This is a genomic window from Flavobacterium sp. MMLR14_040 (assembly GCF_033657265.1).
GTDB lineage: Bacteria > Bacteroidota > Bacteroidia > Flavobacteriales > Flavobacteriaceae > Flavobacterium.
Genome location: NZ_JAWVWO010000007.1, coordinates 35,446 through 59,456 on the forward strand (window position 1 = coordinate 35,446; position 24,011 = coordinate 59,456).

General features: G+C 34.9%; 22 protein-coding genes and 1 pseudogene. 15 read left to right on the top strand and 8 right to left on the bottom strand.

Features of this window, described 5'->3' with window-relative positions:
- Positions 1 to 515 precede the first annotated feature (515 nt).
- Positions 516 to 764, bottom strand: a complete 249-nt coding sequence (locus SD960_RS11320; protein WP_318803128.1) for a hypothetical protein — start codon at positions 762 to 764, stop codon at positions 516 to 518.
- A 304-nt stretch (positions 765 to 1,068) separates the two neighbouring features.
- On the opposite strand from SD960_RS11320, the gene SD960_RS11325 reads away from it, so the two are divergent.
- The 3 genes from SD960_RS11325 to SD960_RS11335 all read left to right on the top strand — a co-directional run bounded on the left by SD960_RS11325 (position 1,069) and on the right by SD960_RS11335 (position 2,968).
- A complete protein-coding gene (locus SD960_RS11325) occupies positions 1,069 to 1,905 on the top strand; it encodes a DUF6585 family protein (protein WP_318803131.1) in 837 nt (278 codons plus the stop codon).
- A 90-nt stretch (positions 1,906 to 1,995) separates the two neighbouring features.
- Positions 1,996 to 2,772, top strand: coding sequence for a hypothetical protein (locus SD960_RS11330; protein WP_318803133.1), 777 nt, complete (start codon positions 1,996 to 1,998; stop codon positions 2,770 to 2,772).
- Positions 2,750 to 2,968 carry a hypothetical protein gene (locus tag SD960_RS11335; protein ID WP_318803134.1) on the top strand — a complete coding sequence of 73 codons (219 nt, stop codon included), beginning with the start codon at positions 2,750 to 2,752 and terminating at the stop codon, positions 2,966 to 2,968. Before SD960_RS11330 ends, SD960_RS11335 begins: the two co-directional genes overlap by 23 nt.
- 253 nt (positions 2,969 to 3,221) lie before the next feature.
- On the opposite strand, the gene SD960_RS11340 is transcribed toward SD960_RS11335, so the two are convergent.
- The 3 genes from SD960_RS11340 to SD960_RS11350 form a co-directional block, all read right to left on the bottom strand.
- Positions 3,222 to 4,133 (bottom strand): helix-turn-helix transcriptional regulator, encoded by a 912-nt coding sequence (locus tag SD960_RS11340; RefSeq protein WP_318803136.1) that lies wholly within the window; start codon positions 4,131 to 4,133, stop codon positions 3,222 to 3,224.
- A gap of 95 nt (positions 4,134 to 4,228) precedes the next feature.
- A complete protein-coding gene (locus SD960_RS11345) occupies positions 4,229 to 4,696 on the bottom strand; it encodes an ester cyclase (RefSeq protein ID WP_318803138.1) in 468 nt (155 codons plus the stop codon).
- Positions 4,697 to 4,732: 36 nt separating this feature from the next.
- On the bottom strand, positions 4,733 to 5,497 hold the full coding sequence (locus SD960_RS11350; protein ID WP_318803139.1) for an SDR family NAD(P)-dependent oxidoreductase: 765 nt from the start codon (positions 5,495 to 5,497) through the stop codon (positions 4,733 to 4,735).
- Positions 5,498 to 6,238: 741 nt separating this feature from the next.
- Here SD960_RS11350 and SD960_RS11355 point away from each other — a divergent pair.
- The 3 genes from SD960_RS11355 (at position 6,239) to SD960_RS11365 (ending at position 8,105) form a co-directional block, all read left to right on the top strand.
- The gene (locus SD960_RS11355) at positions 6,239 to 6,769 is read left to right on the top strand and encodes a hypothetical protein (protein ID WP_271336669.1); all 531 of its coding nucleotides are present in this window, start codon (positions 6,239 to 6,241) and stop codon (positions 6,767 to 6,769) included.
- 1 nt (position 6,770) lies between these two features.
- Complete coding sequence (locus SD960_RS11360) at positions 6,771 to 6,923, top strand: hypothetical protein (protein WP_165571361.1); 153 nt, start codon at positions 6,771 to 6,773, stop codon at positions 6,921 to 6,923.
- Positions 6,924 to 7,676: 753 nt separating this feature from the next.
- A complete protein-coding gene (locus tag SD960_RS11365; RefSeq protein ID WP_318803145.1) occupies positions 7,677 to 8,105 on the top strand; it encodes a hypothetical protein in 429 nt (142 codons plus the stop codon).
- Between the two features lie 103 nt (positions 8,106 to 8,208).
- Here SD960_RS11365 and SD960_RS11370 read toward each other — a convergent pair whose 3' ends face one another.
- The 3 genes and pseudogenes from SD960_RS11370 to SD960_RS11380 form a co-directional block, all read right to left on the bottom strand.
- Complete coding sequence (locus SD960_RS11370) at positions 8,209 to 8,559, bottom strand: hypothetical protein (RefSeq protein ID WP_318803146.1); 351 nt, start codon at positions 8,557 to 8,559, stop codon at positions 8,209 to 8,211.
- A gap of 509 nt (positions 8,560 to 9,068) precedes the next feature.
- Positions 9,069 to 9,710 (bottom strand): annotated as a pseudogene (locus SD960_RS11375) (IS6 family transposase).
- 39 nt (positions 9,711 to 9,749) lie between these two features.
- Complete coding sequence (locus SD960_RS11380; RefSeq protein WP_318803148.1) at positions 9,750 to 9,926, bottom strand: hypothetical protein; 177 nt, start codon at positions 9,924 to 9,926, stop codon at positions 9,750 to 9,752.
- Positions 9,927 to 10,060: 134 nt separating this feature from the next.
- Here SD960_RS11380 and SD960_RS11385 point away from each other — a divergent pair, with 134 nt between their 5' ends.
- Complete coding sequence (locus tag SD960_RS11385; protein WP_318803150.1) at positions 10,061 to 11,338, top strand: glycosyl hydrolase family 18 protein; 1,278 nt, start codon at positions 10,061 to 10,063, stop codon at positions 11,336 to 11,338.
- A gap of 257 nt (positions 11,339 to 11,595) precedes the next feature.
- On the opposite strand, the gene SD960_RS11390 is transcribed toward SD960_RS11385, so the two are convergent.
- On the bottom strand, positions 11,596 to 11,784 hold the full coding sequence (locus SD960_RS11390; RefSeq protein WP_318803152.1) for a circularly permuted type 2 ATP-grasp protein: 189 nt from the start codon (positions 11,782 to 11,784) through the stop codon (positions 11,596 to 11,598).
- 963 nt (positions 11,785 to 12,747) lie between these two features.
- Between SD960_RS11390 and SD960_RS23710 the strand changes: the two genes are divergently transcribed.
- From SD960_RS23710 to SD960_RS11425, 8 genes are all read left to right on the top strand, one after another.
- Positions 12,748 to 12,819, top strand: a complete 72-nt coding sequence (locus tag SD960_RS23710; RefSeq protein ID WP_413230381.1) for a four-helix bundle copper-binding protein — start codon at positions 12,748 to 12,750, stop codon at positions 12,817 to 12,819.
- Positions 12,820 to 13,059: 240 nt separating this feature from the next.
- A complete protein-coding gene (locus SD960_RS11395; protein WP_318803155.1) occupies positions 13,060 to 14,844 on the top strand; it encodes a chloride channel protein in 1,785 nt (594 codons plus the stop codon).
- A gap of 238 nt (positions 14,845 to 15,082) precedes the next feature.
- A complete protein-coding gene (locus SD960_RS11400; protein ID WP_318803158.1) occupies positions 15,083 to 15,451 on the top strand; it encodes a hypothetical protein in 369 nt (122 codons plus the stop codon).
- Positions 15,452 to 15,651: 200 nt separating this feature from the next.
- Positions 15,652 to 16,749 (top strand): efflux RND transporter periplasmic adaptor subunit, encoded by a 1,098-nt coding sequence (locus SD960_RS11405; protein WP_318803160.1) that lies wholly within the window; start codon positions 15,652 to 15,654, stop codon positions 16,747 to 16,749.
- A gap of 39 nt (positions 16,750 to 16,788) precedes the next feature.
- On the top strand, positions 16,789 to 19,902 hold the full coding sequence (locus tag SD960_RS11410; protein ID WP_318803163.1) for an efflux RND transporter permease subunit: 3,114 nt from the start codon (positions 16,789 to 16,791) through the stop codon (positions 19,900 to 19,902).
- Positions 19,903 to 19,909: 7 nt separating this feature from the next.
- On the top strand, positions 19,910 to 21,364 hold the full coding sequence (locus SD960_RS11415) for a TolC family protein (protein ID WP_318803164.1): 1,455 nt from the start codon (positions 19,910 to 19,912) through the stop codon (positions 21,362 to 21,364).
- 213 nt (positions 21,365 to 21,577) lie between these two features.
- On the top strand, positions 21,578 to 21,937 hold the full coding sequence (locus SD960_RS11420) for a hypothetical protein (protein WP_318803166.1): 360 nt from the start codon (positions 21,578 to 21,580) through the stop codon (positions 21,935 to 21,937).
- Positions 21,938 to 22,173: 236 nt separating this feature from the next.
- Complete coding sequence (locus tag SD960_RS11425) at positions 22,174 to 23,466, top strand: hypothetical protein (protein WP_318803168.1); 1,293 nt, start codon at positions 22,174 to 22,176, stop codon at positions 23,464 to 23,466.
- Positions 23,467 to 24,011 lie beyond the last annotated feature (545 nt).

A 24,011-nucleotide genomic window follows, 5' to 3' on the forward strand; every position in this document is an offset into this window, starting at 1 on the left:
TGAAGAATCAGTATAACAAAAAAAAAACCTTATGCGGAGTAAAATAACGACAATGTTTTTTGCTTTAAATGACGGTATGGAAGTCCACAAATTACAATAACTGCAAATAATATAGGGATGAATCAGCTTTGTCAATAAAGCAAAAAACAAAATTGCATGTCGTTTCTTGGTTGAAAACTGTTTATCACCAAAAGATTTACAGCATCATAACAAACGGCTGACCAAGGATAGACTTTCAATCAGAAGATCATGATAAATTTATTCCCAGATGAAGTAAAAAACCGAAAAGCAAAATCAAAATAATTCTGTTTAAATTAAGTACTTTCGAGCGGATAAACAGTGAAAAATTGGGGATTCACGGTACCTAAGCACAGGAGTTGACATAACATTTTTTTTTGTTATTCGCCTCTCATCAAAAGTTGGTGTAGAAATCAAAAAGCGCCTTTTTTAATAAAATGGGCGCTTTTCTTGTCATGTTTTTGCAGGTTAAATTTTAAGTCCACTGAAAGTTGTTTTTATTTATATATCGATATGCTTTCTCCCAAATTTTCTTTGACAATAAATGATGTAATAAATTCCTTCACTTCTTTGTATTTTCCCGGCTCAACATCAAATGAACTAATATGAAATTCATCATCAAGATCTGAAATGTGTATGATTTCTGTGTAGCCCTTGGAAATTAAATTTCCTTTTAATTTTATGATATTTGACTGCTGCCTGCCATCCAGTTCTTTTCTAACTTTTAGCCTCATCCCCTTTTCCATTGTTATTAATTAAATGTAAATCCAATTCCATATCAAATGTAGGAAAAATATTTAAATTATTTAGTTAAGCTAGGGTAATTTCTATTAAATTATTATTTTTTGAAATTGCCATGTTACCGCGGTAATCCAGCTTTGTAGATATTAAATAGATATCGCATATCCAGCTGTAGATATTATTTATATATATAATCTATAATTTTCCCTGCTTCCAGTACTACTTTTGATTAAAATTAAAACCATTACTCGCTAAGAACACTTTCAAAGATTTGAATAGTGGTTCTTATCAATATCAAAATTATAGATTATGAAATCAAGTCCGGAGTTAGGTACGTTTATACGAAAAAGCGCAGTATCAAAAGCATTTCTTTATTTTTCATATGCAATACTTGTTTCATTTACGGCAATAAATCTTTTTATTTATTTTAAAGCAATTATACCAGTAAATGAAGGAACGCTAAACTTTTCAGGGAATGTTAGAATTTTATATTACTGCATTGTTTTTATTATGGCGCTCGGCCTAATTATATTTAGTATTGCAGTTTATCAATCAAAGGGATCCGTTTTTTATTTATACCAAAATGCTATTGTTATAGATAATAAGGGCAGTAAGGAAATTTTATATTTTAAGGATATTCAGGATGTTTATTTGTTCACTTCAGGCAAACGTATATTTGACATCAACAATCTTGCGGTTCGAAAAAACAGTACGTCTCCATGGCATCCCATTTCGGCAAGATATTCAGATATTTATAAAGTAATTGCCTTTATACGATCAACACACCGCTCTGTTAATGTGCCCCTACTTTTGAAAAAACTCGAAGAAGGTGAAAGCGTGACTTTTACTTATGTCGATTTTAAAGATTTGGCAATGAAACAATTTATGGCCATAAACACCAATTCGTATTTAAATATAAAAACCAAAACCATCTTCTTATTTCACGATAAATTGGTTTTTGATTCGCAGGTTATTTATTTTAAAGAAATTCACCATTTTTCTATTACTGATTTGACAAATCAAATACAGCTTATCAATAGCGATCAGGAAACAGTATTCAAAAAATCATACAATTCTGTTTTTAGCGGCGATACTTTTACAGCACTTTTGGATGAATTAATCAATAAAAATAAATTAAAAGACTAATATTTCACTCTAAAACATACATTTATAGGACTTAAAGAATTAAATTTTTCCTGTAGACGACCTAATTTCAAAATTAAACTCAAAACTTACATGCTAATTTTTATATATCAAATTATAACCAAGCCCTTACAAACAAAACCAATCATTGACGAAGTCTGTCCTGTTTGCGGTCATAAAAACACAATAGATTTAACCCTATACATGAGATATATCGCTATGGGAATACCTCTTTTTGGTATGGGAAGGCGAACCGGTGTTGTTTGTACTAATTGTGCACATGTTCTTAAAAGTCCCGATAGTTCGATATTTGCCAAAAAAAAATATTCCGCCAACGTAGCTAAGGCTATTAGTGATATCCGCCACAACCATAAAAGAACCTTGTGGCAATTGGTATATCCGTGGTCAATTTGGTTTGTTATGCCATTTCTGATTTTAATATTATGGGGAATTACTTTGATAAATAAAAAAAGAACCAGCGCAAAAGCAAATCAATACAAAGAATTGCTAATGCATCCAAAACCGGGAGATATTTATAAAGCAACCTGGGCAGAAAGCGGTATGTCCGAAGGCGCATTAGTTAAATTAATGCGCATCAATGGCGACACGATGTATATCGTTAAAACCAGAAAAAACATTCCGTTTAGTTTTTCTGAACAGGATTGGAATAATCTTGAATCAGATCCGGCTTCATTTGAGGGTAAGGAATATAAAATAAAGAAATTTTCGGCATTAAAAAAGGAAAATTATGGTGACTTTTTCATGTATGATAATGATGAAAACGGTCGAGAATATCCTAAATTTCTAGGCGCGGTACTTAATAGTGAATGCGAAATGGACCTGGGCTTTGAAACTATATATCGCAGATAAATTTTCTGTTATTAAATATACAATTGGAACTTCAATAATTTTGTCAGGAGAAATTGTATGCAGCAACATTGCAATTAATGGCAGCGGAGAATTAAACGGTGTGCTGAAGATTCATGAAATCAACAACTTTCGATCAGTTCCACCCGATGCATTTTACAGAGCAATCCCTTGCAATGGATTGAATAATTCTCCGTAATAAATTAAACTTAAAAGCAATAGAATTCCGTATGGGAATCTATTGCTTTTAAGTTTCAAAAAAACATAGTCATAGCGATCCTCTTTATTATGATGTTGAAATTTGTCCAGTCTAGGTCACTACACAGCCAAAAGGCGCCAATAGTCTTCAATTGGCGCCTTTTTTCAATTACGCTATCAGGCAAGGTAACTTTAGATTTTTTACATTTATTTTCTCTCTGCAAAAAGAGACTTTAAAAACTTAAATAAAACGATTAATTAAACTTAGCTCTAAACTTTAAGGGTGTTTCGTTTGTTTTGTTTTTGAACAATTTACTAAAGCTCTGAAGGTGTTCGAATCCCAGCTCATACGCAATTTCACTAATTGACAAACTAGTAGTAGAAAGCTTTTCTTTCGCTTTTTCTATGAGTTTATTGTGAATATGCTGCTGCGTATTCTGACCAGTATGAAGCTTCAGCAAATTGCTTAAATAATCTGAAGAAACATTCATATTATCAGCAACAGACTGAACAGAAAGAAGATTTCTTTCTTCACGGTTTTTATCATCAAAATAATTATTCAAAAATTCTTCAACTTTTGATAGTATTTGATGACTGCTGATTTTTCTTGTAAGAAATTGGCGATTGTAATATCTGTCGCAATATTTTAACAGCAATTCTATTTGCGCAATTATTAAATCTTGTGTAAATTTATCAATGTTGATGTGGTATTCTTCTCTTATATTTTCAAAAATATTTACAATGATATTTTCCTCCTTTTCAGAAAGAAATAGTGCTTCATTAATTGAATAATCAAAAAAAGTGTAGCTCTTAATATTTTTTGCTAATGGTGAATTCCATAAAAAGTCTGGGTGAATTTGTAATAAATACCCCGATCCTTTATGTAATGAATCAGGATCCGGTTCCAGTCGTAAAACCTGTCCAGGTGCTACAAAAGACATTAGTCCTTCGTCAAAATCGTAAACCTGCTGACCATAATAAAGCTTAGCTCCTATATCCCGTTTTAAAGCAATAGAATAAAAATCCATCACGATATTTGTCATTTTTTCATCATCAGGAAATTTTACCTGTGCATAATCGACCAGGCTTATTAAAGGATGCTCCGGCTTTGGAAGTCCTCTAAACCGATGATAATCTGTGATGCTTTTTATTCTAATTACTTCCATTGATACAAATTTACATTTTTTTGACACGCTCAATTCAGATGAATCTTTTAAAAGTATATTCAAAGAATTATTATACAAATATGCTATTCGATTTTTTATTTTTCCTTGCTCTGCATCAAAAGGCCAAACCAGTCTTCTAAATGCCACGTATGGGTAAGTTTGCCATTTTTCAAATAATGGAATTCATGCAGCGCTATTGTAACTTTCCTATTCGTTGGAGCAATTCCCATAATTTCATTTACATGCGTAAATTGCATTGAAGCTCTTACAGCTGCACGCTCGTGGCTGCCAAATATCTCATGAATTACGATTTCAATATCAGGACATAATTCAAACAAAAATTTCATAATTGCCTGCAGTCCTTTTGGATTATCTTCTTGTTGTGGCGCGAGTGGAATATCTTTCCAGTCGGGCATGCAGACTTCGTCTAATACTTCTGGCTTTTTAAGTTTCCATGCTGCATAAAACCTTTCAATGATCTCTATTTCCTGTTTTGACAGAGCTTTGACAACTCCTTTATCTTCTTTTTCCATTTTATATTCTTTCATTTTATATTCTTCCATTTGTATGTAACATTCAGCTTATATTTTTAAATCTAATTATAGATTTGAACCTCCTGAAATTTCTATTCGCTGAGCATTAATCCACCCGCCGGCATCACTGCATAAAAAGGCTACCACTCCGCCAATGTCCTCGGGTAGTCCAACTCTTCCAAGAGCAGTTTGCGAAGCCAGGTATTGGTTCATTTCTACATTATCACGTACCGCACCGCCCATAATATCTGTTTCGATAGCACCCGGAGCAATAATATTTACTCTTATGTTTCTTGCACCAAGTTCTTTTGCCTGATATTTTGTCAATGTCTCCATTGCTCCTTTTAGTGCTGCATAAGCTGCAAATCCCGGCGTGGCAAAACGGGTTAGTCCTGAAGAAACATTTACAATTCCTCCGTAAGCTCTTAGTAATGGCAATAATTTTTGTGTGAGGAAAAATGGACCTCTAAGATGTACTTTTTCCATTTCTGTAAATTGAGCTTCATTGATAGCACCAAAATTTGCGTAGTGAATAAACCCTGCATTATTGATCAAAAAATCAATTCCATCTGATTGGAAGTAATTGGTTATTTGGTCTCCAAGATTTTTGCTAAACATATCAAAACTGGAACAATCTGAGACGTCTAGTTTTATAGCAACCGCCTTTTGTCCGATATCATGAATTTGTTTTACAACATTTTCTGCTATTTCTTTTTGAGTGTTATAGGTTAAAACTATATCCAATCCGTTTTTTGCAAGATTGATCGCCATATCTTTTCCAAGACCGCGGCTCCCTCCTGTTACTAAGGCAATTTTACTTTGCGATGACATAATGATTATTTTAGTATTATTATGTTGCAAATTTGCGCAGATACAGGAAAGAAAATTTAGCCAAAACCATAATTTAAGTAGCCAAAAACTGGTAAAATGGAATAGCCGACAACTTTAGTGGCAAGAACGACATTCAAATAATGATGGTGAGCTTATTCCTTGAGGTATTCCCAACAACCCAGATAAATTACAAAATTCAGTTTTTTAAATATCTCGTCAATCCCACATCCAAACCAAATTTATAAAGCCAATGAAAGATAGAAACTACATATAGTAAGCCGATTTATTCAAATCATCCAAAAAAGATGTTGTAATTTGTCCCGTGGAGGTCACCCTACGGGAAATTAAAACAGTACATACCTACAAAAAAAACATACTAAATGGTGCAAAAAAGACATAAAAAAGTCCATTTAAATGGACTTAAAGGTCATAAAATTCAATAATGCTAATTACACTTGCAGAAATTAGTTTTGTACTAATAGGTAGCGTAAAATGCTCTTGAAGTACACATAAGATACAAATTTGTATATCATTACTAAAGACAGAAAGCGATACTTTGGGTTTTGTGGCAAAATCGTGGCACATGTAGTTTTTACAAATAAGAATTCCAGCAAAATCAAGATCTAACAAGTTTAGGTTCGAAACTATTACAGTCCAACAATTCTGTCGACAGGGTCGGCAGAATTTATTTTCCATATTCAAATGTTTTCAAAATTAGATTATATTCATTAAATTAGCACTATGGATAAAGAAGCAGAATTAGGACTCGATTTTATAATTGACAAATTAACAAACTCAATAGAAAACGTGATTACCGGAGATCGTTTTCAGACTGAAATTTCTATTCTCCAAAATTCTGATTTAAAGTCTTTAACAAAGAAAAATGGCTGGCTTTTTAATTGGAATGAAGAATTTAAAAATCCAATTAGAGATGTTTATAAACTTACAATTTTTGGAAATTCAAAAATAATTCAAGGTCTTATAAGCTTAGAAGTTAAGTCAGATCATGTCTATATGCATCTTGTTGAAAGTGCTCCATTCAATAAAGGACAAACAAAGGTTTATGCTGGTGTAGCTGGTAATCTAGTTGCTTATGCTTGTAAATTATCTTTTCAGCGCGGTCACGATGGAAATGTTTCTTTTCTTTCAAAATCGCAATTAGTTGATCATTATGAAAAAACACTTGGAGCATTCCATTTCGGTGGTAGAATTATGATAATTGAAACAAAATCAGCTTTGAAATTAATCAATAAATATTTTCAAAATAAATAATATGAAAACTAAAAAATTAGATTTAGATATAGACAGTATTGGTGGACTAAGTTCTCTAACATTAGCTGAAGAAAAAGCTTTAAGCGATTTTTTTCAAAAGAAAAAACTAACAAAAAAGAAAACTGAGAAAAAGAAATTAATACTTAAAAATTAGAACATACCATATCAGACATTTGATGTACTTGATACTTTTTGCTCCAAAAATTTGGCAATCAGATGAATTATTATCTCAATTGTCTACATTATTCGTTTTGTGGCAGAATCGAACAGATTTAAAAAAATTAACGTGTAATCAGGCTAAATTAAAAATTTTATACAAATTTACATCAATCCCCAACGGGAGATCCAAACCAAAACACTGAAGACATACAAATACAGACTCTACTTCCAGTAAGCCAATCTCTTCAAATCCTCCATAAAATGTTGCGTAATTTGTCCTTTATGGGTCACAAACAAGCCAAATGGCGCCAATTGATGACAATTGGCGCCATTTTTTTATAATCTCACTTATTTTTATTAGTCTAAAGAGCCGGCTCCTCAGCAGCCCTAGCCCCGATTGCTTCGCCATTTCACTTCGCTCGTGTGCCGTGAAAATCCTTTTGTGCCGGTGTTCGGCACAAAAGATTGAAACGGATAGCGGGAAAAAGCTCCAAAAAAACAATATCAAACCCAAAAAGATACAACCAAAAATTACCACAAGGACCACCGTAATTCCCAAAACCAAACCAAAGACCCAAAACGCGCAGCCAAAAACACCCAGCCCCTATGACCCGCAGAACCCTTATAAGGACCCCGAGAGCGACCCCAAAGACATAACCTGGACAAGTAAAACAACTGATTCACAGCTGTTGCTGCACCACTAAGAGATTTACTATATTATTGTTATATTCGCTAAAGAATCTTACCCATGGCACAAAGCCTGTTAAGTAAAACAGGAAAGGTGCCATTTTATGGCTGGTACAAACTAGTTAGTGGCTATTTTGGCAACTGTATAAGAACAAATCGACATCAAAAAATGGACTATAAAAGCATTGCTGAAAAAATAATTGAACTCAAAAATGCAGACTTAGCGTTGAGAGACAATCTTGTTCAAAACCGAAAACTTAGCCAAGGTTATGATTTAGAAATGAAACAGCTGCACAATGAAAATGCTAAAATCCTGGACAGCATAATTAACGCAATTGGTTATCCGACAATAGACAAAGTTGGTGAAGAAGCACACGAAGCTACTTGGTTGATAATTCAACATTCAATCGAACAACCAAATTTTATGAAAAAGTGTGCAGAACTATTGGAAACAGATCTATTCCAACACAATCTTATATCGCTAGCTTAAAAAAGCTACTATAAAAAAAAGAAACACCGCCTGTTATAATCAAAACATTACATCTGCATTTTCCATAAGTTAATAGTAAACCATAATCTGCATTTCTATAATTTTAACTACAATTATTCAAAACCATTCTTACTTTATTAATCCATTCTGATTTTAAAGCTGAGATATCCAGAAGCATAAAATCATTATTAAAATTAAATTTATCTAAGATTTCTTTCTTAAAACTGCAGACAGCTATTGGAACATCCTGATTATATATCTTTAGAAAATCAAATAAGTCTTTCTCAGAATAAACAACAAAAAATATCAATAAATAATGCTCTTTCATGTTCAACAAAACAGTGTCGTCAGTAATTTTTTTTAATATTTCAAATTGAAAATCTTTCCCAAATTCTTTATTAATAAATCTTGAAAAGCCATGCTGGCTGTCGTAAACAAACATCTTTTTTGTCATAATAGCAGTCTTGCTCTTTAATTCTCTTTCTTACTTTTAAACGCACACAATTGCTTTACTAAGAGCAGGAATTACAGTTTTTATGATTCTAATTCCCCAATAAAAAAATCTAAAAGAATCCTGCCCTTTAATAAAGATTAAGTGAGACTCAAGAAATAATTCTTGTCAAAATTCTATAAATAGAAAAACATTTTTAACTGATAATTTAAAGATTAATTCTATGTTTAATTAATCTCATTAGTTGTAAATCCGGGGTTCATCATTTTTTTGGCACAGCGCCCTTTCTTATATTTCACAAATAGATTATTATCATTATGAAAACTGCAATATTAGCTTAATGCATCAATTATACTATCTTCATTGAATTATAATCTATAACTTATAATTATACTTTAATTCAAATTAAAGACTTAAAATTTAAATTACCATATTTGGTTCTCTCGCATCTGTCAGCATAAATATAAGTTTTTAAATGATTTAAAAGTTAAACTGCCAATTTGCAAAATGATTTAAACATAGTTATCCCCGGTCCTAACCATTTGATTCTTTCTCAGCATATGCACAACTTCAATTCCGCACAATGTGCGTCTGGCCAATTCAAAACTTTTAAAACCTAATCCGTTTTGTATGCGCCACTTGACAAAACGACGATCCTGTTCTACAATATTGTTGAGATATTTACACTACCGGATTTTAATCTTTGAGAATGAGGGTTTATTATATACTTTGATCGCTGCGGTATTAGAACCGCTTTTATCAATGTTTATTACTCTTGGCTTCTAGTTATTATTAATTGCTTTAATTAGAAATGACCAAGCACTCATTCTCTGTCTTTTTCTGGTCAATGAAAAGTCTACTGTATTGCCCAATTTATCTGCCGCTCGATATAAATAACACCAAATGCCTTTTACTTTGATATAGGTTTCATCCAATCTCCAACCTGTACCTACTTTACCTTTTATCTTCTTCATCTCTGACTCAATGAAAGGCGTAAATTTATAAACCCACCTTTGGATCGTAGCATGATCCACAAACACTCCTCTAATCTTCATTATTTCTTCAACATCCCGATAACTTAAAGTAAACCTAAGCTTAAAATATACGGCCTGCAGTATAATAGATTTCGGATAGCAATGGCCTTTAGTATTCATGAGTTTAAGAATTTAAAAAGGCAAAGATAAAACTTAGCTTTAGATGCGACAGAAGTGGAATACTTCTTCTAAAGGAGCTTCTTTAAAAAGCAATTCTAAAATTCGGTTTTTTAAAAATCCATAAGACAAATTTGTGTTTATTTTATAATCTAATTTTGTGTTTTGATTCTTAACCTTTAATTCTTCTTCTAAATCGTTTAAAGTAATTAACTGCATCTTATTCCAAGATTATGCTTACTCATACATTAGAAAATCGTACTCATTACATTTTTTGCATTATAAAACCTATTAGTTGGTATTTTTAATAAAGAAATTAAAAACTAAGTAGAAAACTCTAAAATTCTAATCACATGAAAAGCAAAAAAAACTTTACCGGCGCCATCGGTGCGTGGCTGACTAATGAGCTACATCCAGCAAACGCGACCTACAGCTCACCCAACAGCAATTTTAGTTCTATTAAGCTCAACGGGATATACAGCACCCTTGATTACCTGAGCATCGGCTGGTTTGGAGTGGATATGAGTAACCCTAGCAGTCCCACCCTGCAAACCAGTAACACATATCTTGCACAACAGGTTTTAGATGCCCGTGCACAAAACCCGGACATCACCATATTTGCGTTACTGGCCTATAGCCAAGAAATCACCAACGATCTCCAAACGATCATCAACAACCCCGCCCTGCTGACCACTTTTGCGACCAATGTTGCCAACTTTCTGGCTAACAATGACCTGAATGGTTTCGACATTGATTGGGAACAGCCCACGAGCCAACTCTCTCATAAGCAATGTGGCCACTGGCTCAACGCATTGGGTAAGGCTTTCGGGGATACCTATTATCTGGCCATTTCGGCGAGTTCCAACCAGTCCGGTAATGTCAACAACCTGAATGCGGATGCTGTGAATGCCAATGTGGATGTGTTCAATTTGCAAAGTTACTGGGTTAGCGATCCTAGCGTATTTATTGCACACGGTATCAATGCCGATCTATTGGGATTCGGTGCTTATTTAGAGAGTGGTGTCACTGCGCTTTATGCTTCTCAGCAATACGCTGCTGGGATTCAGTACCAGAGTAAGCAATACCCCTACCAAACTATGATGAGTTGGCGGCTTGATTCTTCCAACTGGCCTTTCGAGCAAAGTCAGCAACTATTGATGCGGCCATACCTGACCGGCCAACCAGACGTGGTTGTGTTCGACGATGGAGCCATCTTGAATGCACAAACTACTCCTACTATTATCCAAAGTATCGTTATCCGTAGCGGAGATGTTGTGGATGCCATCCAATGTACCAATGCCAGCAGCGACGGCTCGTATGTGGTACAACTATTACAACACGGTGGTGATGGCGGCAATGGGAATAATCCGATCAATCTCACAAATGGCCTCACCGCTTTCAGTTACGTAACAGGCTACTGGTACGGACAAAATGTGGTAGTTCAAATCACCATCAACGGCACAAGTTATCCCGCCACAATTAATCCCAATGTAGTTGATACACAAAATTTTCAGGTGACTGCTCCTGCGGGTAGAACTATTATTGCATTCAGTGGACAAACCTGTTATGTGAATTTGGCAGGCGGAGGTTTCAGTTGGGTGTTATCGCAGATCAACGGAGTATTCGGTTAGTGATTTTTTTATTCCCTCTGGTGCTCGTATCCAACGAGTGCCTACATAATATTTAAAAGATAATTGTAGCGTTTGTAACGCGGGCTAATAAAAAAAAGGTTCTTAATACGTTTTATTAAGTAGTAAGTATCTAAAAAGCTACATTGCAAACGCTTTGATTTGTTTATACAAGTAAAAGGGGGTTCTGTCGCATCTGTCAGAATCAAATATAACAATTTAAGTAATTTAAAAGTTAGCCCGCCAATTTATAGAATGATTTAAACATAGTTATCCCTGTAAATATCTTCAAGAAATAAATTTAAAGCCATTAAACGCTGCTTTATTCCAGACTCTACTTCCTGCCAGTCTTTTTGTGTGATGATTCTCGGAATAATATCGAAGGGAAAAATACGTTCAATTCCGTTTGCGTCATCGCTATAAACAGTAAAAGTAATACCTTGATTCATAAAGAAATCAGAAGCCTGCTGCTGTTTGCTGGTTAATTTTTTATGACTTAAACTTTGAAGTGTTTTAAAAACCTGGTTGTAGGAATAACACCTTCTTTTGAAAACATTTCGTCCCAGCCGTTATCATTTAAACTTGGTGCTAATTTCGCCATACATAAATTATCAAATAAGTTAAACAATAGGTGTTTTTGTAAAAAATATTTACTTTTTTAACCAAAATACAAATTTATTTTTCGATAAAATCCTTTTTAAATAAAAATATGCTCATTTATACAATATTCTTTATTTAGTCTGTCAATTTTGAAAATAGTATTTTTTAAGAGTGCTTTTTTTCGATTTTCAATTTACAAATCGCAAAATATAACTGTAGTGCAATGTGCTTTCTAAAAGTTTCTATTGGATACAAAAACAAAAAATGCCAATTACGTTAGGACAAGATGATGTTTTTAGTATTCATGCGAATTATATTCATACATAAGGGTTTTTCAGACGCTTGCACAGTTTAAGGATGTAAAATCTGCAGTAAATTTTATAAATAAGGATAAAGTATTAGCCCTATTTTTTACTTCTATAACTGGGATTTTCACTTAAAATTACTTAGTTGTATTTCATCATAAAGCCCTGATAACTTTATAATTAAATTCACATCCTCTACATTAAGTATGCCTAATAAATTGTACAAACCTTAAAACAAAAATTATGGATCAGAAATTTAGAAATTGCATCGAGGCCTGTTTGGCCTGTGCAATAGCATGCAACAACTGCGCAACGGAATGTCTGAATGAAGACGATATCAAAATGCTGGCCAAGTGCATACAGCTCGACAGGCAATGTTCTGTGGTGTGCTTTGGTGCTGCAAACCTAATGAGTATCGGGGGCGAACACGCCTCTCATTTATGCGCTGAGTGCGCCGAGATCTGTAGCGCCTGTGCTCAGGAGTGCGAAAAGCATGCCGCAATGGGAATGGAGCACTGCAGGGAATGTGCAAAGGCGTGCCGTGAGTGTGCCGAGGCCTGCAGCGTCATGATAAGCTGATAAAGAGTAAGAAAAACAAAGACCGCACGTGCGGTCTTTTATTTCCTAGGAAAGGGTAATCAGGTAGATGAAAAAGATTAAAAGCGTTTTAAAGTAGAACTCCTCGTTCTGATAGCCGAAACAGTAAGCAATACAAAACCAACTATCAAAAATTAAAATTATAATTACATTAACATTTTATTTTTTGATAAGGCCTCTTTAGAAGTAACTTTGCATTTCTACCTATTATTATTTCCAAAAATGCTCAAAATATTTCTCCTTAAAGCAAAACAACTTCTAATCAACGGACAGGAAAAGCTGACACGAAAACAATTTATTTTTCTTTCAAGTGTACTGATCGGCATTGTTTCGGCCTTTGCCGTAATTTTTTTAAAGGCCTTTGCCCATTGGGTATACTACTTTGCAACCTCCATGAATAGCATACTACAACTAAGCTTCATCAACAGTATCCTTCCCATAATTGGAATTCTATTGACCGTTTTTGTAGTGAAAAGAGTACTGGGCGGCACCCTGGAGAAAGGAACCTCTCAAATACTGTATATTGTCGCGCGAAAAGCAAGTATCATTCCTAAAAAACAGATGTACGCCCAGATCATTACCAGTTCCCTTACTGTGGGGCTTGGTGGGTCAGCCGGACTGGAAAGCCCTATTGTGATTACCGGGGCAGCCTTTGGTTCGAATTTTGCCCAGCAGTTCAGTCTTACGTACCAGGAGCGTACCTTGCTCATCGGGTGCGGGGTTGCCGCCGGAATAGCAGCCGCTTTTAATGCCCCGATCGCCGGTGTGCTTTTTGCCATTGAAGTACTGCTGGTGGATGTGACAATCTCAGCCTTTACCCCTATTATGATGGCAGCTGCAACCGGGGCACTGGTCTCGGCAATAGTACTGAATGAAAATATACTGCTGATATTCAAGGGAAAACAAACCTTTGATTACAACAACATTCCTTTTTATGTCTTAATGGGGCTTTTTACAGGTTTCACAGCCGTTTTTTATGCCCGAAACTTTTTAAAGACAGAACATTATTTTGCCCATTTAAAATTAGGGGCTTACAGGAAAGCCTTAATTGGAGCCTCAATCCTGGGACTTATGATTTTTATTTTTCCAACCCTTTTCGGGGAAGGTTACGAGAGCATAAAAACACTTGCCGATAAGGATCCCGGCCGGCTTTTGGAAAACACCCTGTTTGCTGATTACAATAGTAACAGCTGGATACTTTTGGCCTTTGTTGGTTTCTCTATGTTTCTTAAGGCTTTTGCTTCGGGAATTACCCTGGGAAGCGGCGGGAATGGCGGTAACTTTGCCCCATCGCTTTTTCTGGGCTCCTATGCGGGCTATTTCTTTTCAAAATTTCTGAATCTCACCGGATTAACCGATCTGCCTGTCAGCAATTTTACCCTTGTGGGGATGGCAGGAATCCTCAGCGGCCTGTTTCATGCCCCCCTTACCGCTATTTTCCTTATCGCTGAAATAACGGGAGGCTATGATCTTATGATTCCCCTTATGATAGTAGCTTCTGTGAGTTTTGCAATTTCAAAACGTTTTGAAAAACACTCGCTGGATGTAAAGAACCTGGCCAGAAAAGGGAATGTCTTCACCAGCAACAAAGATACAAATATATTGTGTACGCTCAATATTGAAGATTTGGTAAAAAAGGATTATCTCACCCTGGAGGCTAATCAGGACCTTGAGAAGGTCTCTGATTTTCTGGCCCATTCCGACCAGGTTATTTTTGGCGTAGTAAATAATGATAATGAGCTTGATGGCATAGTTTACTTTAATGACATCAGAGAAATAATTTTTGACAATTCCAGAATTAAAAATACACTGGTAAAAGATATAATGGCGCAGCCCGTTCACACGGTCCATTTATTTGACAGTATGGAAACTGTGATGAATAAATTTGAAAAAAGCAATAGAGCATTCCTGCCTGTGTTGAAAAATGGAAAATATTACGGTTTTATTACCAAATCTGATGTTTTGGAATCCTACAGAAACAGGTTGAAGTCTATGGTATTCGAATAATCATGGCATGCCATATCGATTTGCAGGACGCTGAAACCAATGCTCTGAACTCAATATAAATACTTCGTTACTCCTACTTCAATTAAAATTATTTTTGTGAATTTTCTGACCAGCAATGCAGCAATAGATAGCTTTCATGAAATAAACCTTGGTACTTGTCTACCTAAGTGCTATATTTGGGCTTTAGCAAAATAAAGACGATTCTGTATCAAAAATATAATCCATTATCTTGAATCAAATGAAACAATTTAAGTTCATAATTGGTATTTTATTATTTCTGTTTTCTTATATATCGAGCACAGGAACCTATAAATATCCGTCTGCACATAAAATTGATCAAACTCAAGAAAGTGATTCATTTGCTGTTTTTAAAATTGCAAAAGCAAGCTTTTATGATGCATCGTTGTCTAAAGATCTGGATGTTCATTATAAAATAAAAAAGAAAGTACGTTTTCGTGCTACTACTTCCCAAAGTTGTACCCTTAAAACACCTTACTACTCTAAACTTGTAAATTTTATAATTTGCAAAACCCGTTTGATTTATGGCATAGCCACCCTCTATCAAGTCGAACGTCATACACACTTACATCTCTATCAGCTTTTCTAGATTATTTTTTTTCTTTTTTTAATGCTGCGAAATGCTGCACACGTCTTTATAATTCTTATAAAGGCATTGTACTGTCGTGCAAATATTTATTGATAGTGCCTCACCAGCACTTAATATTATTCAAAAACATACATCTAAACATATACTGCACTCCTTGTAAATAATATAAGGAGGCACCCTAATTATATATTCACCTAATTATGAATACTACCATTAAAATTTTCTCAACAATTTTATCTTTTATGTTTCTGGTTTCTTGCGGAAATAAGGAAAGGAAGAAGTCTAATACTATTAAAACAGTGCCTGTTTATCAGGTAAAGTTAAAAGATACAATAGTCACAAATCGATTTGTCGCTGACGTTCATGCAAAAAATAATGTTGAAATACATGTTCGCATACCGGGATTACTTGATAAAGTTTATGTTAGTGAAGGACAAAAAGTAAAAAAAGGTCAGCTTCTATTTAAAATAAGTGATGCTGAATTACAAATACAATTATTAAAAGCCCAGGCAGTATACAAAAGTGCAATGGCAGACCAAAGAATTGCTGCGGTTGAATTGGAACAGGCTCAAACGCTTTTTGACAAAAAAGTAATAGCAGATAAGGAACTTGAACTATCGAAGGCCAAATACGAAGCTGCTTCTGCTAAAGTTGCCCATGCTGTTGCCGAAAAAAAAGCGATAAACCAACAAATTAATTTTACAAATATCAGGGCTCCATTTGACGGAACAGTAGATCGTATTCCCTATAAAGAAGGCAGTCTTGTAGAAAATGGATCGCTGTTGACCACGGTTTCACAATTAGATGATGTCTATGCCTACTTCTCGATACCGGAAAATATCTATTTTCAAATGATGACTGATAAAACACTTAACAAACAGGGCGGAGACATAAAACTGATATTGCCAAATGGAATAGTTTACAACCAAAAAGGCGAACTTAAAACTGCCGATGGAGAAATAAACAGACAAACCGGTTCTATTCAATACAAAGCGAAGTTTCATAATCCAAATGGTTTTATAAAACACGGAACTTCAGGCAAATTAATTATTTCTGAACCTAAAGAAGATGTGGTTTTGATTCCACAAAAAGCCGTTTTTTCGATACAGGATAAACAATTTGTATTTCTGGTAAATAAAGAAGGATTAATAAAAATGACCAATATTACAATTGGAAGCACTCTTGACGATGTTTATATTCTAAACAAGGGATTAAAAAACAACGATCTTATTGTACAGGAAGGTACCCAATCATTGCGTGATGGCGATAAAATCAACATCAAGGAGATGAAAATGTAAAGATTGCAATCAAATTATTAATTAGAAAAAAACATACCAATGATAGAATTATTTATCAAGAGGAAAATATTGTCCTTAATCATTTCAGTCATAATTGTCCTGTTGGGCTTACTTGCACTGTTCCAGCTTCCTATAACACAATTTCCGGATATTGTGCCGCCATCGGTAACCGTAACGGCAAAATACACAGGAGCAAATGCCGAAGTTTCTGCAAATGCTGTTGCGTTGCCATTAGAGCGTGCTATAAATGGTGTTCCGGGCATGACTTATATGTCAACTGTAACTTCAAATGACGGTTTAACGCTTATTCAGGTATTTTTTGAAGTGGGAACTGATCCCGATCTGGCAGCAGTAAATGTACAGAATCGTGTTACTACAATCCTTGATGAGCTTCCTGAAGAAGTGATACGCGCCGGAGTTACAACCGAAAAAGAAGTAAACAGTATGCTGATGTATTTAAATATTACCAGCACTGACAAATCGCAGGATGAGCAGTTTATTTTCAACTTTACCGACATTAATATTCTACAGGAATTAAAAAGAATTGACGGGGTTGGAAGGGCTGAAATTATGGGACAGAAGGAATATTCGATGAGAGTCTGGCTAGATCCTCAAAAAATGCTTTCGTACAATATCTCTGCAAATGAAGTTATTGCTTCACTTCAAAAACAAAACATATCTGCAGCGCCCGGTAAAGTAGGCGAAGGATCGGGGCAGCTTGACAATCAGCTTCAATATGTAATTAAATATGGAGGTAAATTCTTCGAACCCGGACAGTATGAAGAAATTCCACTTAGGGCCAATGCTGATGGAACCATTTTACGATTAAAAGATATTTCTAAAATTGAATTTGGTTCGATGAGCTACGGAATGGTTTCAAAAACAGACGGAAAACCATCAGCATCCATCATGCTAAAACAGCGTCCGGGCTCTAATGCATCTGAAGTAATTGCCAGCGTAAAAGAAAAGATGGCCGAATTGAAAAAGAGTTCTTTTCCTCCGGGGATGGAGTTCAATATTGCTTATGATGTATCTCGTTTTTTAGATGCCTCAATCGATGAAGTTTTAAGAACGTTAATTGAAGCCTTTATTCTCGTTGCTTTTGTTGTGTTTATATTTCTTCAGGACTGGCGATCAACCTTAATACCTGTGCTTGCCGTTCCTGTAGCGTTGATAGGTTCCTTTACTTTTATGTCTATGATGGGCTTTTCCATTAATTTGCTTACCCTTTTTGCACTTGTACTTTCGATCGGAATTGTAGTCGATAATGCTATTGTCGTTGTCGAGGCCGTCCATGTCAAAATCTCGGAAGAACATATGGCTCCTTTACCGGCAACTATTAGTGCGATGAAAGAAATTACAGGTGCCGTTATTGCGATTACAATTGTAATGAGTGCCGTATTCATTCCCGTAGCTTTCCTTAGCGGTCCTGTCGGGGTTTTCTACAGGCAGTTTTCATTAACTATGGCGATTAGTATTGTTATTTCAGGAATTAATGCCCTTACCCTAACCCCGGCATTATGTGCCATATTATTAAAACCACATAATCCTGATCGTGAAAAAAGAACATTTTTGGATCGTTTCTTTAGTCGATTTAATGCCTGGTTTGACAAGGTAACTTCGGGATACATCAGAATACTGGCAAAATTTGCTGACCGAACTACTGTAACGATAGGTTTGCTTGTTTTATTTTGCTTTTTTGCCTGGGGATCAAGCAAATTCCTTCCGTCCGGATTCATACCTTCTGAAGATCAGGGAATGATCTATGTTAGCGTTACGACGCCACAGGGCGCAACAGTGGAACGAACAGAAAAAGTACTCGATGAAGTTACGCGCCTCGCAAAAGGAATTAATGGAGTTGATAATGTGACTACTCTTGCAGGATACAGTGTTGTGACAGAAATAGCAGGAGCTTCTTACGGTATGGGAATGATTAACCTGAAAGACTGGAAGCAGCGCAATATATCGGTAACCGAATTCATAGCACAGCTTAGCGAAAAAACAAAGAACATTTCTGATGCTCAGATCGAAATTTTTGCCCCGCCTACTGTTCCTGGTTTTGGTAATACAAGTGGATTTGAACTGAGATTATTGGACAAATCAGGAGGAAGTATAAACAACACCGATCAGGTTACCAAAAACTTTATAAAGGAATTAAATGCTTCACCCGAAATACTAAACTCTTTTACTAGTTTTGACGCCACTTTTCCTCAATATCTAATTCATATTGATTATGATCTTGCGGCTAAAAAAGGAATTTCTGTCGATAATGCAATGTCAACATTACAGACCATGTTAGGTTCTTTTTATGCCACAAATTTTATCCGTTTTTCTCAAATGTATAAAGTAATGGTACAGGCGAGTCCACAATTTAGAAGAAATCCGGAGAGTATTTTGGATATGTATTTAAAAAATGATGCCGGAGAAATGGTGCCTTTCTCTACCTTTATTAGACTTGAACGAGTGTACGGTCCGGAAGTTTTAACCCGATATAACATGTACATGTCTGCCATGATAAATGGTGAACCTGCCGAAGGCTACAGCTCTGGAGAAGCCATTGCCGCAGTAGAAAAAATTGCTGCCGAAAAACTGCCCGGCAGATTCGAAATTGAGTGGTCGGGTATGACTCGTGAAGAAATTCTCTCGGGAAACCAAACGATATACATCTTTGCATTATGTATTTTGTTTGTTTACTTACTTCTTGCGGCGCAATATGAAAGTTTACTTCTTCCCTTCCCTGTACTTTTAAGTCTGCCTGTAGGTGTCTTTGGTTCTTATCTCGCCCTGTTAATGGTTGGACTGGACAATAACATTTATGCACAGGTCGCACTGGTCATGCTTATAGGACTGCTAGCCAAAAATGCCATATTAATTGTGGAGTTTGCCATGGCTCAAAATAAACTGGGAAGTGATATTTCGCAAGCTGCCATTGAAGGCGCAAAGCTACGCTTCAGGCCTATTCTAATGACATCTTTTGCTTTTATTTCGGGACTGATACCATTGTGTATAGCTTCTGGAGCAGGTGCTGTCGGAAACCGGTCAATAGGTACTGCAGCTGCAGGAGGAATGTTAATAGGGACTGTATTCGGACTTATTATAATACCCGGACTTTATATCCTGTTTGCAAAACTTGAAAAATCTTTGAAAAAATAAATTTAAAATGAAAGACATCATAAATCGATATATAATTTACGGAAGCATTGCACTGCTTACGGCCTGCTCTGCTCCTAAAATTAATGAAAATTTAACCCCGAAAGCACTCCCTGAGAATTTTGATTTAAAAAGCAAAAAAACAACTGAAGGCCTTAAAAGTTTCATTCCGCTAAAAGTAGAAACTTATTTTAAAGACCCTAAGCTGCAACAGCTATTAGATAAAGCCATGGCTCAGAATCCTGATTATTTAATTATGGAACAGCGAATACTGATTGCCAACTCTCATCTAAAAGCCGCTAAGCTTGCACTCTTGCCATCTCTTGATTTACAAGCCGATATTTCAGGAACGCATTATGGCAAATACACTATGGACGGTGTTGGAAATTTTGACACCAATTTTTCGCAAAATATTAGCGACAAACAAAGAATTGCGACTGATGTAACACCCAATTTATTTTTGGGTGCAAAAGTTTCGTGGGAAGCTGATATATGGGGAAAACTGAAAAACCGAAAAAAAGCGGCACTTCAAAGATATTTTGCATCAAAAGAAGGCGTTCGTTTATTACAGACCAAGCTCCTCAGCGATATTGCGGAGTTATATTATGAACTAATCGCTCTGGATAAACAGGCTGTTATTTACAAAGAAAACCTCGATACCCAACATCGTGCACTCGATATTATTTCTGCACAAAGATCAGTAGGAAAAGCAACGGAACTGGCGGTACAGCAATTCAATGCTCAAAATAATAACATTCTTGCAGAAGCAGCACAGCTTAACCTTAAAATTGACCAGACAGAAAAAGCAATTCTAAACCTGCTTGGAGAGTATGGAGGTACTATTGAGAGAAATACTAATTTTATATCGGGACATCTTGAAGTTTTAAACCAAAAAATAAGCGTCGATTCTGTTATTCATAAAAGACCTGATGTTGCTCAGGCTTATTTTGAATTGCACGCATCAAAGGCGGATGCAAAGGCAGCAAGGGCCGCTTTTTTTCCAAGCCTCAATTTAGGGGCTTATGGCGGACTTAATTCTTTTTCTTTTTCTACTTTTTTTGATAGCGGATCACTCGCCTGGCAATTGCTTGGCGGACTAACAGCGCCGGTTTTTAATAAGGGACAAATCAAAAATGAGTTTTTTACGGCTAACAGAAGACAGGAAATATATTTTCTGCAGTATCAAAATACGATCACCACTGCCTACAATGAGCTCAGTGCATTGTTGAATAGAACAGAAGCCTTTGAGGATATCTTACAATATAAGTCGAAAGAGATCGAACATCTTGAAATAGCAGTCGATGTTTCTAATAACTTATATCTAAGCGGTTATGCCAATTATCTTGAAATAATTAGTGCCCAAAAAAATAAACTTCAGGCTCAACTGGATTTCGTAGACATACAATTAAAAAATGTAAATGCACAAATTATGCTTTACAAGGCTTTAGGAGGAGGAATAGAATAAACCTTTTCTTTTATAACAAACTTTAAAAATTGTAATAAGTATCCCAAAATTAAATTCTAAATCCCATCTTCCAAATGGGATTTTTTTTATTAAACATCATTTTTCAATCTTTTATTTACTAGTAAGAATGGATTACTTTTTTAAAATCATTATATTTGGGTTATAACAAACGTAACTCCTTCTTTTCGGATAATATAATCCTCAATTGTGTAAATGAAAAAATTAAAGTTCATAGCTGTTATCTTATTATTCCTGCTCGCTTTTATTAGTGCATCAGGATTTAGTAAATATAGTGTTGAGCCACTTATTTTCGAAGATCAACAAAACTCTTTGTCTTCTGAAAAATCTGTATTTTCATCCAAAGCATTCAATTATAAAAAACAGGAGGATGTTTCTATAGTTAAAAAGAAAATAAAATATCGTGCTACAACATCAGAAAACAGCACTTTAAGAGTACCTTATTTTACTAAATTAGTACAATTTAAGATTTTAAAAAACCGCTTAATTTATGGTATTGCAACTGTATATCAAATTCAGCGTCATAACTATTTACATCTCTATCAACTTTTCTAGAGAGCTGTTAACCTATTAAGATTTTTGCAATTTCTCTTTTATTTTATAAAATAAAATATATAAAACAAGTAAATTTAAAAACAACTCTTGCCATTCTTTGTTAATCAAAGATTTTTTAATGTTTTTTTAAAAACGGCATGATCTTCGATTAAAAAATTACAGCATTCGAAATTACAGTTTCGAGTACTATGTAAATCTATTTCAAATAAATTAAATTAACATAATACCTCCTTGTCATGAAAAAAATTACTCAATTAATCTGCGTTCTTTTAACGATTACAAGTGTTAATGCACAACAAGAAAAAGGAATTATAGGATACACAAACTGGTTAAGCAACTGGTCTGAATTTAAGCCCCATAAAGTAGAATATGGAGATCCTAACCAAATTTTAGCCGGAAACATTTCTGTTAATACTAAATTACTGAAGAGGAATGTTTATATTTTACAAGGAAATGTCTACGTGACAAATAATGCTGTTTTAACAATAGAGCCCGGGACTTTGATTATTGGCGATTTTGAAACAAAAGGAACGCTGGTAATTACAAAAGGTGCTCAACTTGTGGCAGACGGACAGGAAACTGACCCAATTGTTTTTACCTCTAACCGCAGCCAGAAAAAAGCCGGAGACTGGGGAGGCATTGTTCTTCTTGGTGATGCTCCAATCAATAAATTTGGAAATATTGGTTCTTATAATTTAGATCTTGATCCTTCTTTAGCTACTTATGGAGGCGATAACGCTTTATCAAATTCTGGAATTTTACGATTTGTACGAATTGAATTTGCAGGAAAAAATGTTAAAGGTTCTGATGCATTCAATGGTTTAACAATTGCAGGTATTGGAAGCCACACCATTTTAGAGAATATAATGGTTAGCTATTGCGGAGGTAACTCATTTGCTTTTTATGGCGGAGATGTAAATGCTACAAAATTTGTTTCCTATAAATCAATTAACGACGATTATAAATTCACTCAGGGAGCTCAATGTCGTTTGTATAATTCGTTGGGAGTGAGATCTTCTTATTTATCAAGCAACAGAGATGGTTCCCGTTGTTTAGAAGTGAAATTATACGAAAATAAAAATGAAACCGATTTTACCAAAAAACCGACTTATGTTACAGCAGCCAATATTACATTTCTAAATGACAGCGAAAACATTAATGCTGATATTCAGTCAGGTCTTGTAAAGGAAGCGATTTACATTGCTGATGGCGCTTCTCTTGAAATGAAACGCAGTGTAGTTTCCGGATTTAACCCTGCTGCTATAATAGACGGTAAAACAGCAATCAATGATGCTAATTTAAAGAAAATTAAATTCGAAGAAATGTCCTTCAATTTATGTAAAGCAAACATTCTTTCAGAAGGAAATAGTAACAATGAAGATTTGGAACACTGGTATGGAAATAGTTTGTTTTTTAATGTTTCTTCGAAAAGCGACAATAGAGAAACATTTGTTGACATATTCGATGCTAAAAAACCCGATTTTAGATTACAATTAGGAAAAATTACAGCTTCAAGCGGCAATAGATAATACTTTTTATAAATATATTATCAAGGCAGCATGATTGTGAACAATAGCTAATTGCCTGAAATCATAAGTTAAGCTAATTCATCAAGTGAATCAATCAATAAAATGATATATTATTTCATTATCCATGTACTGTCACAACGTGTTTAAATCTTTCATAAAGTGATCTGTAATTTATCCATTAAGTATCACAATAACCAAAGGCGTCAATTAAATATAATTGGCGCTTTTGTATAAAAAGCAGTATTTATACTTATACACACACTTGAATAGATTTTTATACTTTTATATTTAACTGCCGGATTTTACATAAGTCTCGTCCATCCTCAAACGATCATATAATTAGTGCCAATCATTTCCACAAAATCGGCATTGTTTAGCTGTAGATGTTCTGGCTATTTTTCCACACTTTGGGCATAAATTCAACTCCAATTTTAAACTAAAAAGAAAAACAGTAGCATGGAATTGTTGTGTTTGACGGTGGTTTCACTAATCACGTAGTAAATAATGTTTCAAATCTATTTAAATTAAATCCCTGCTTCAGAAAC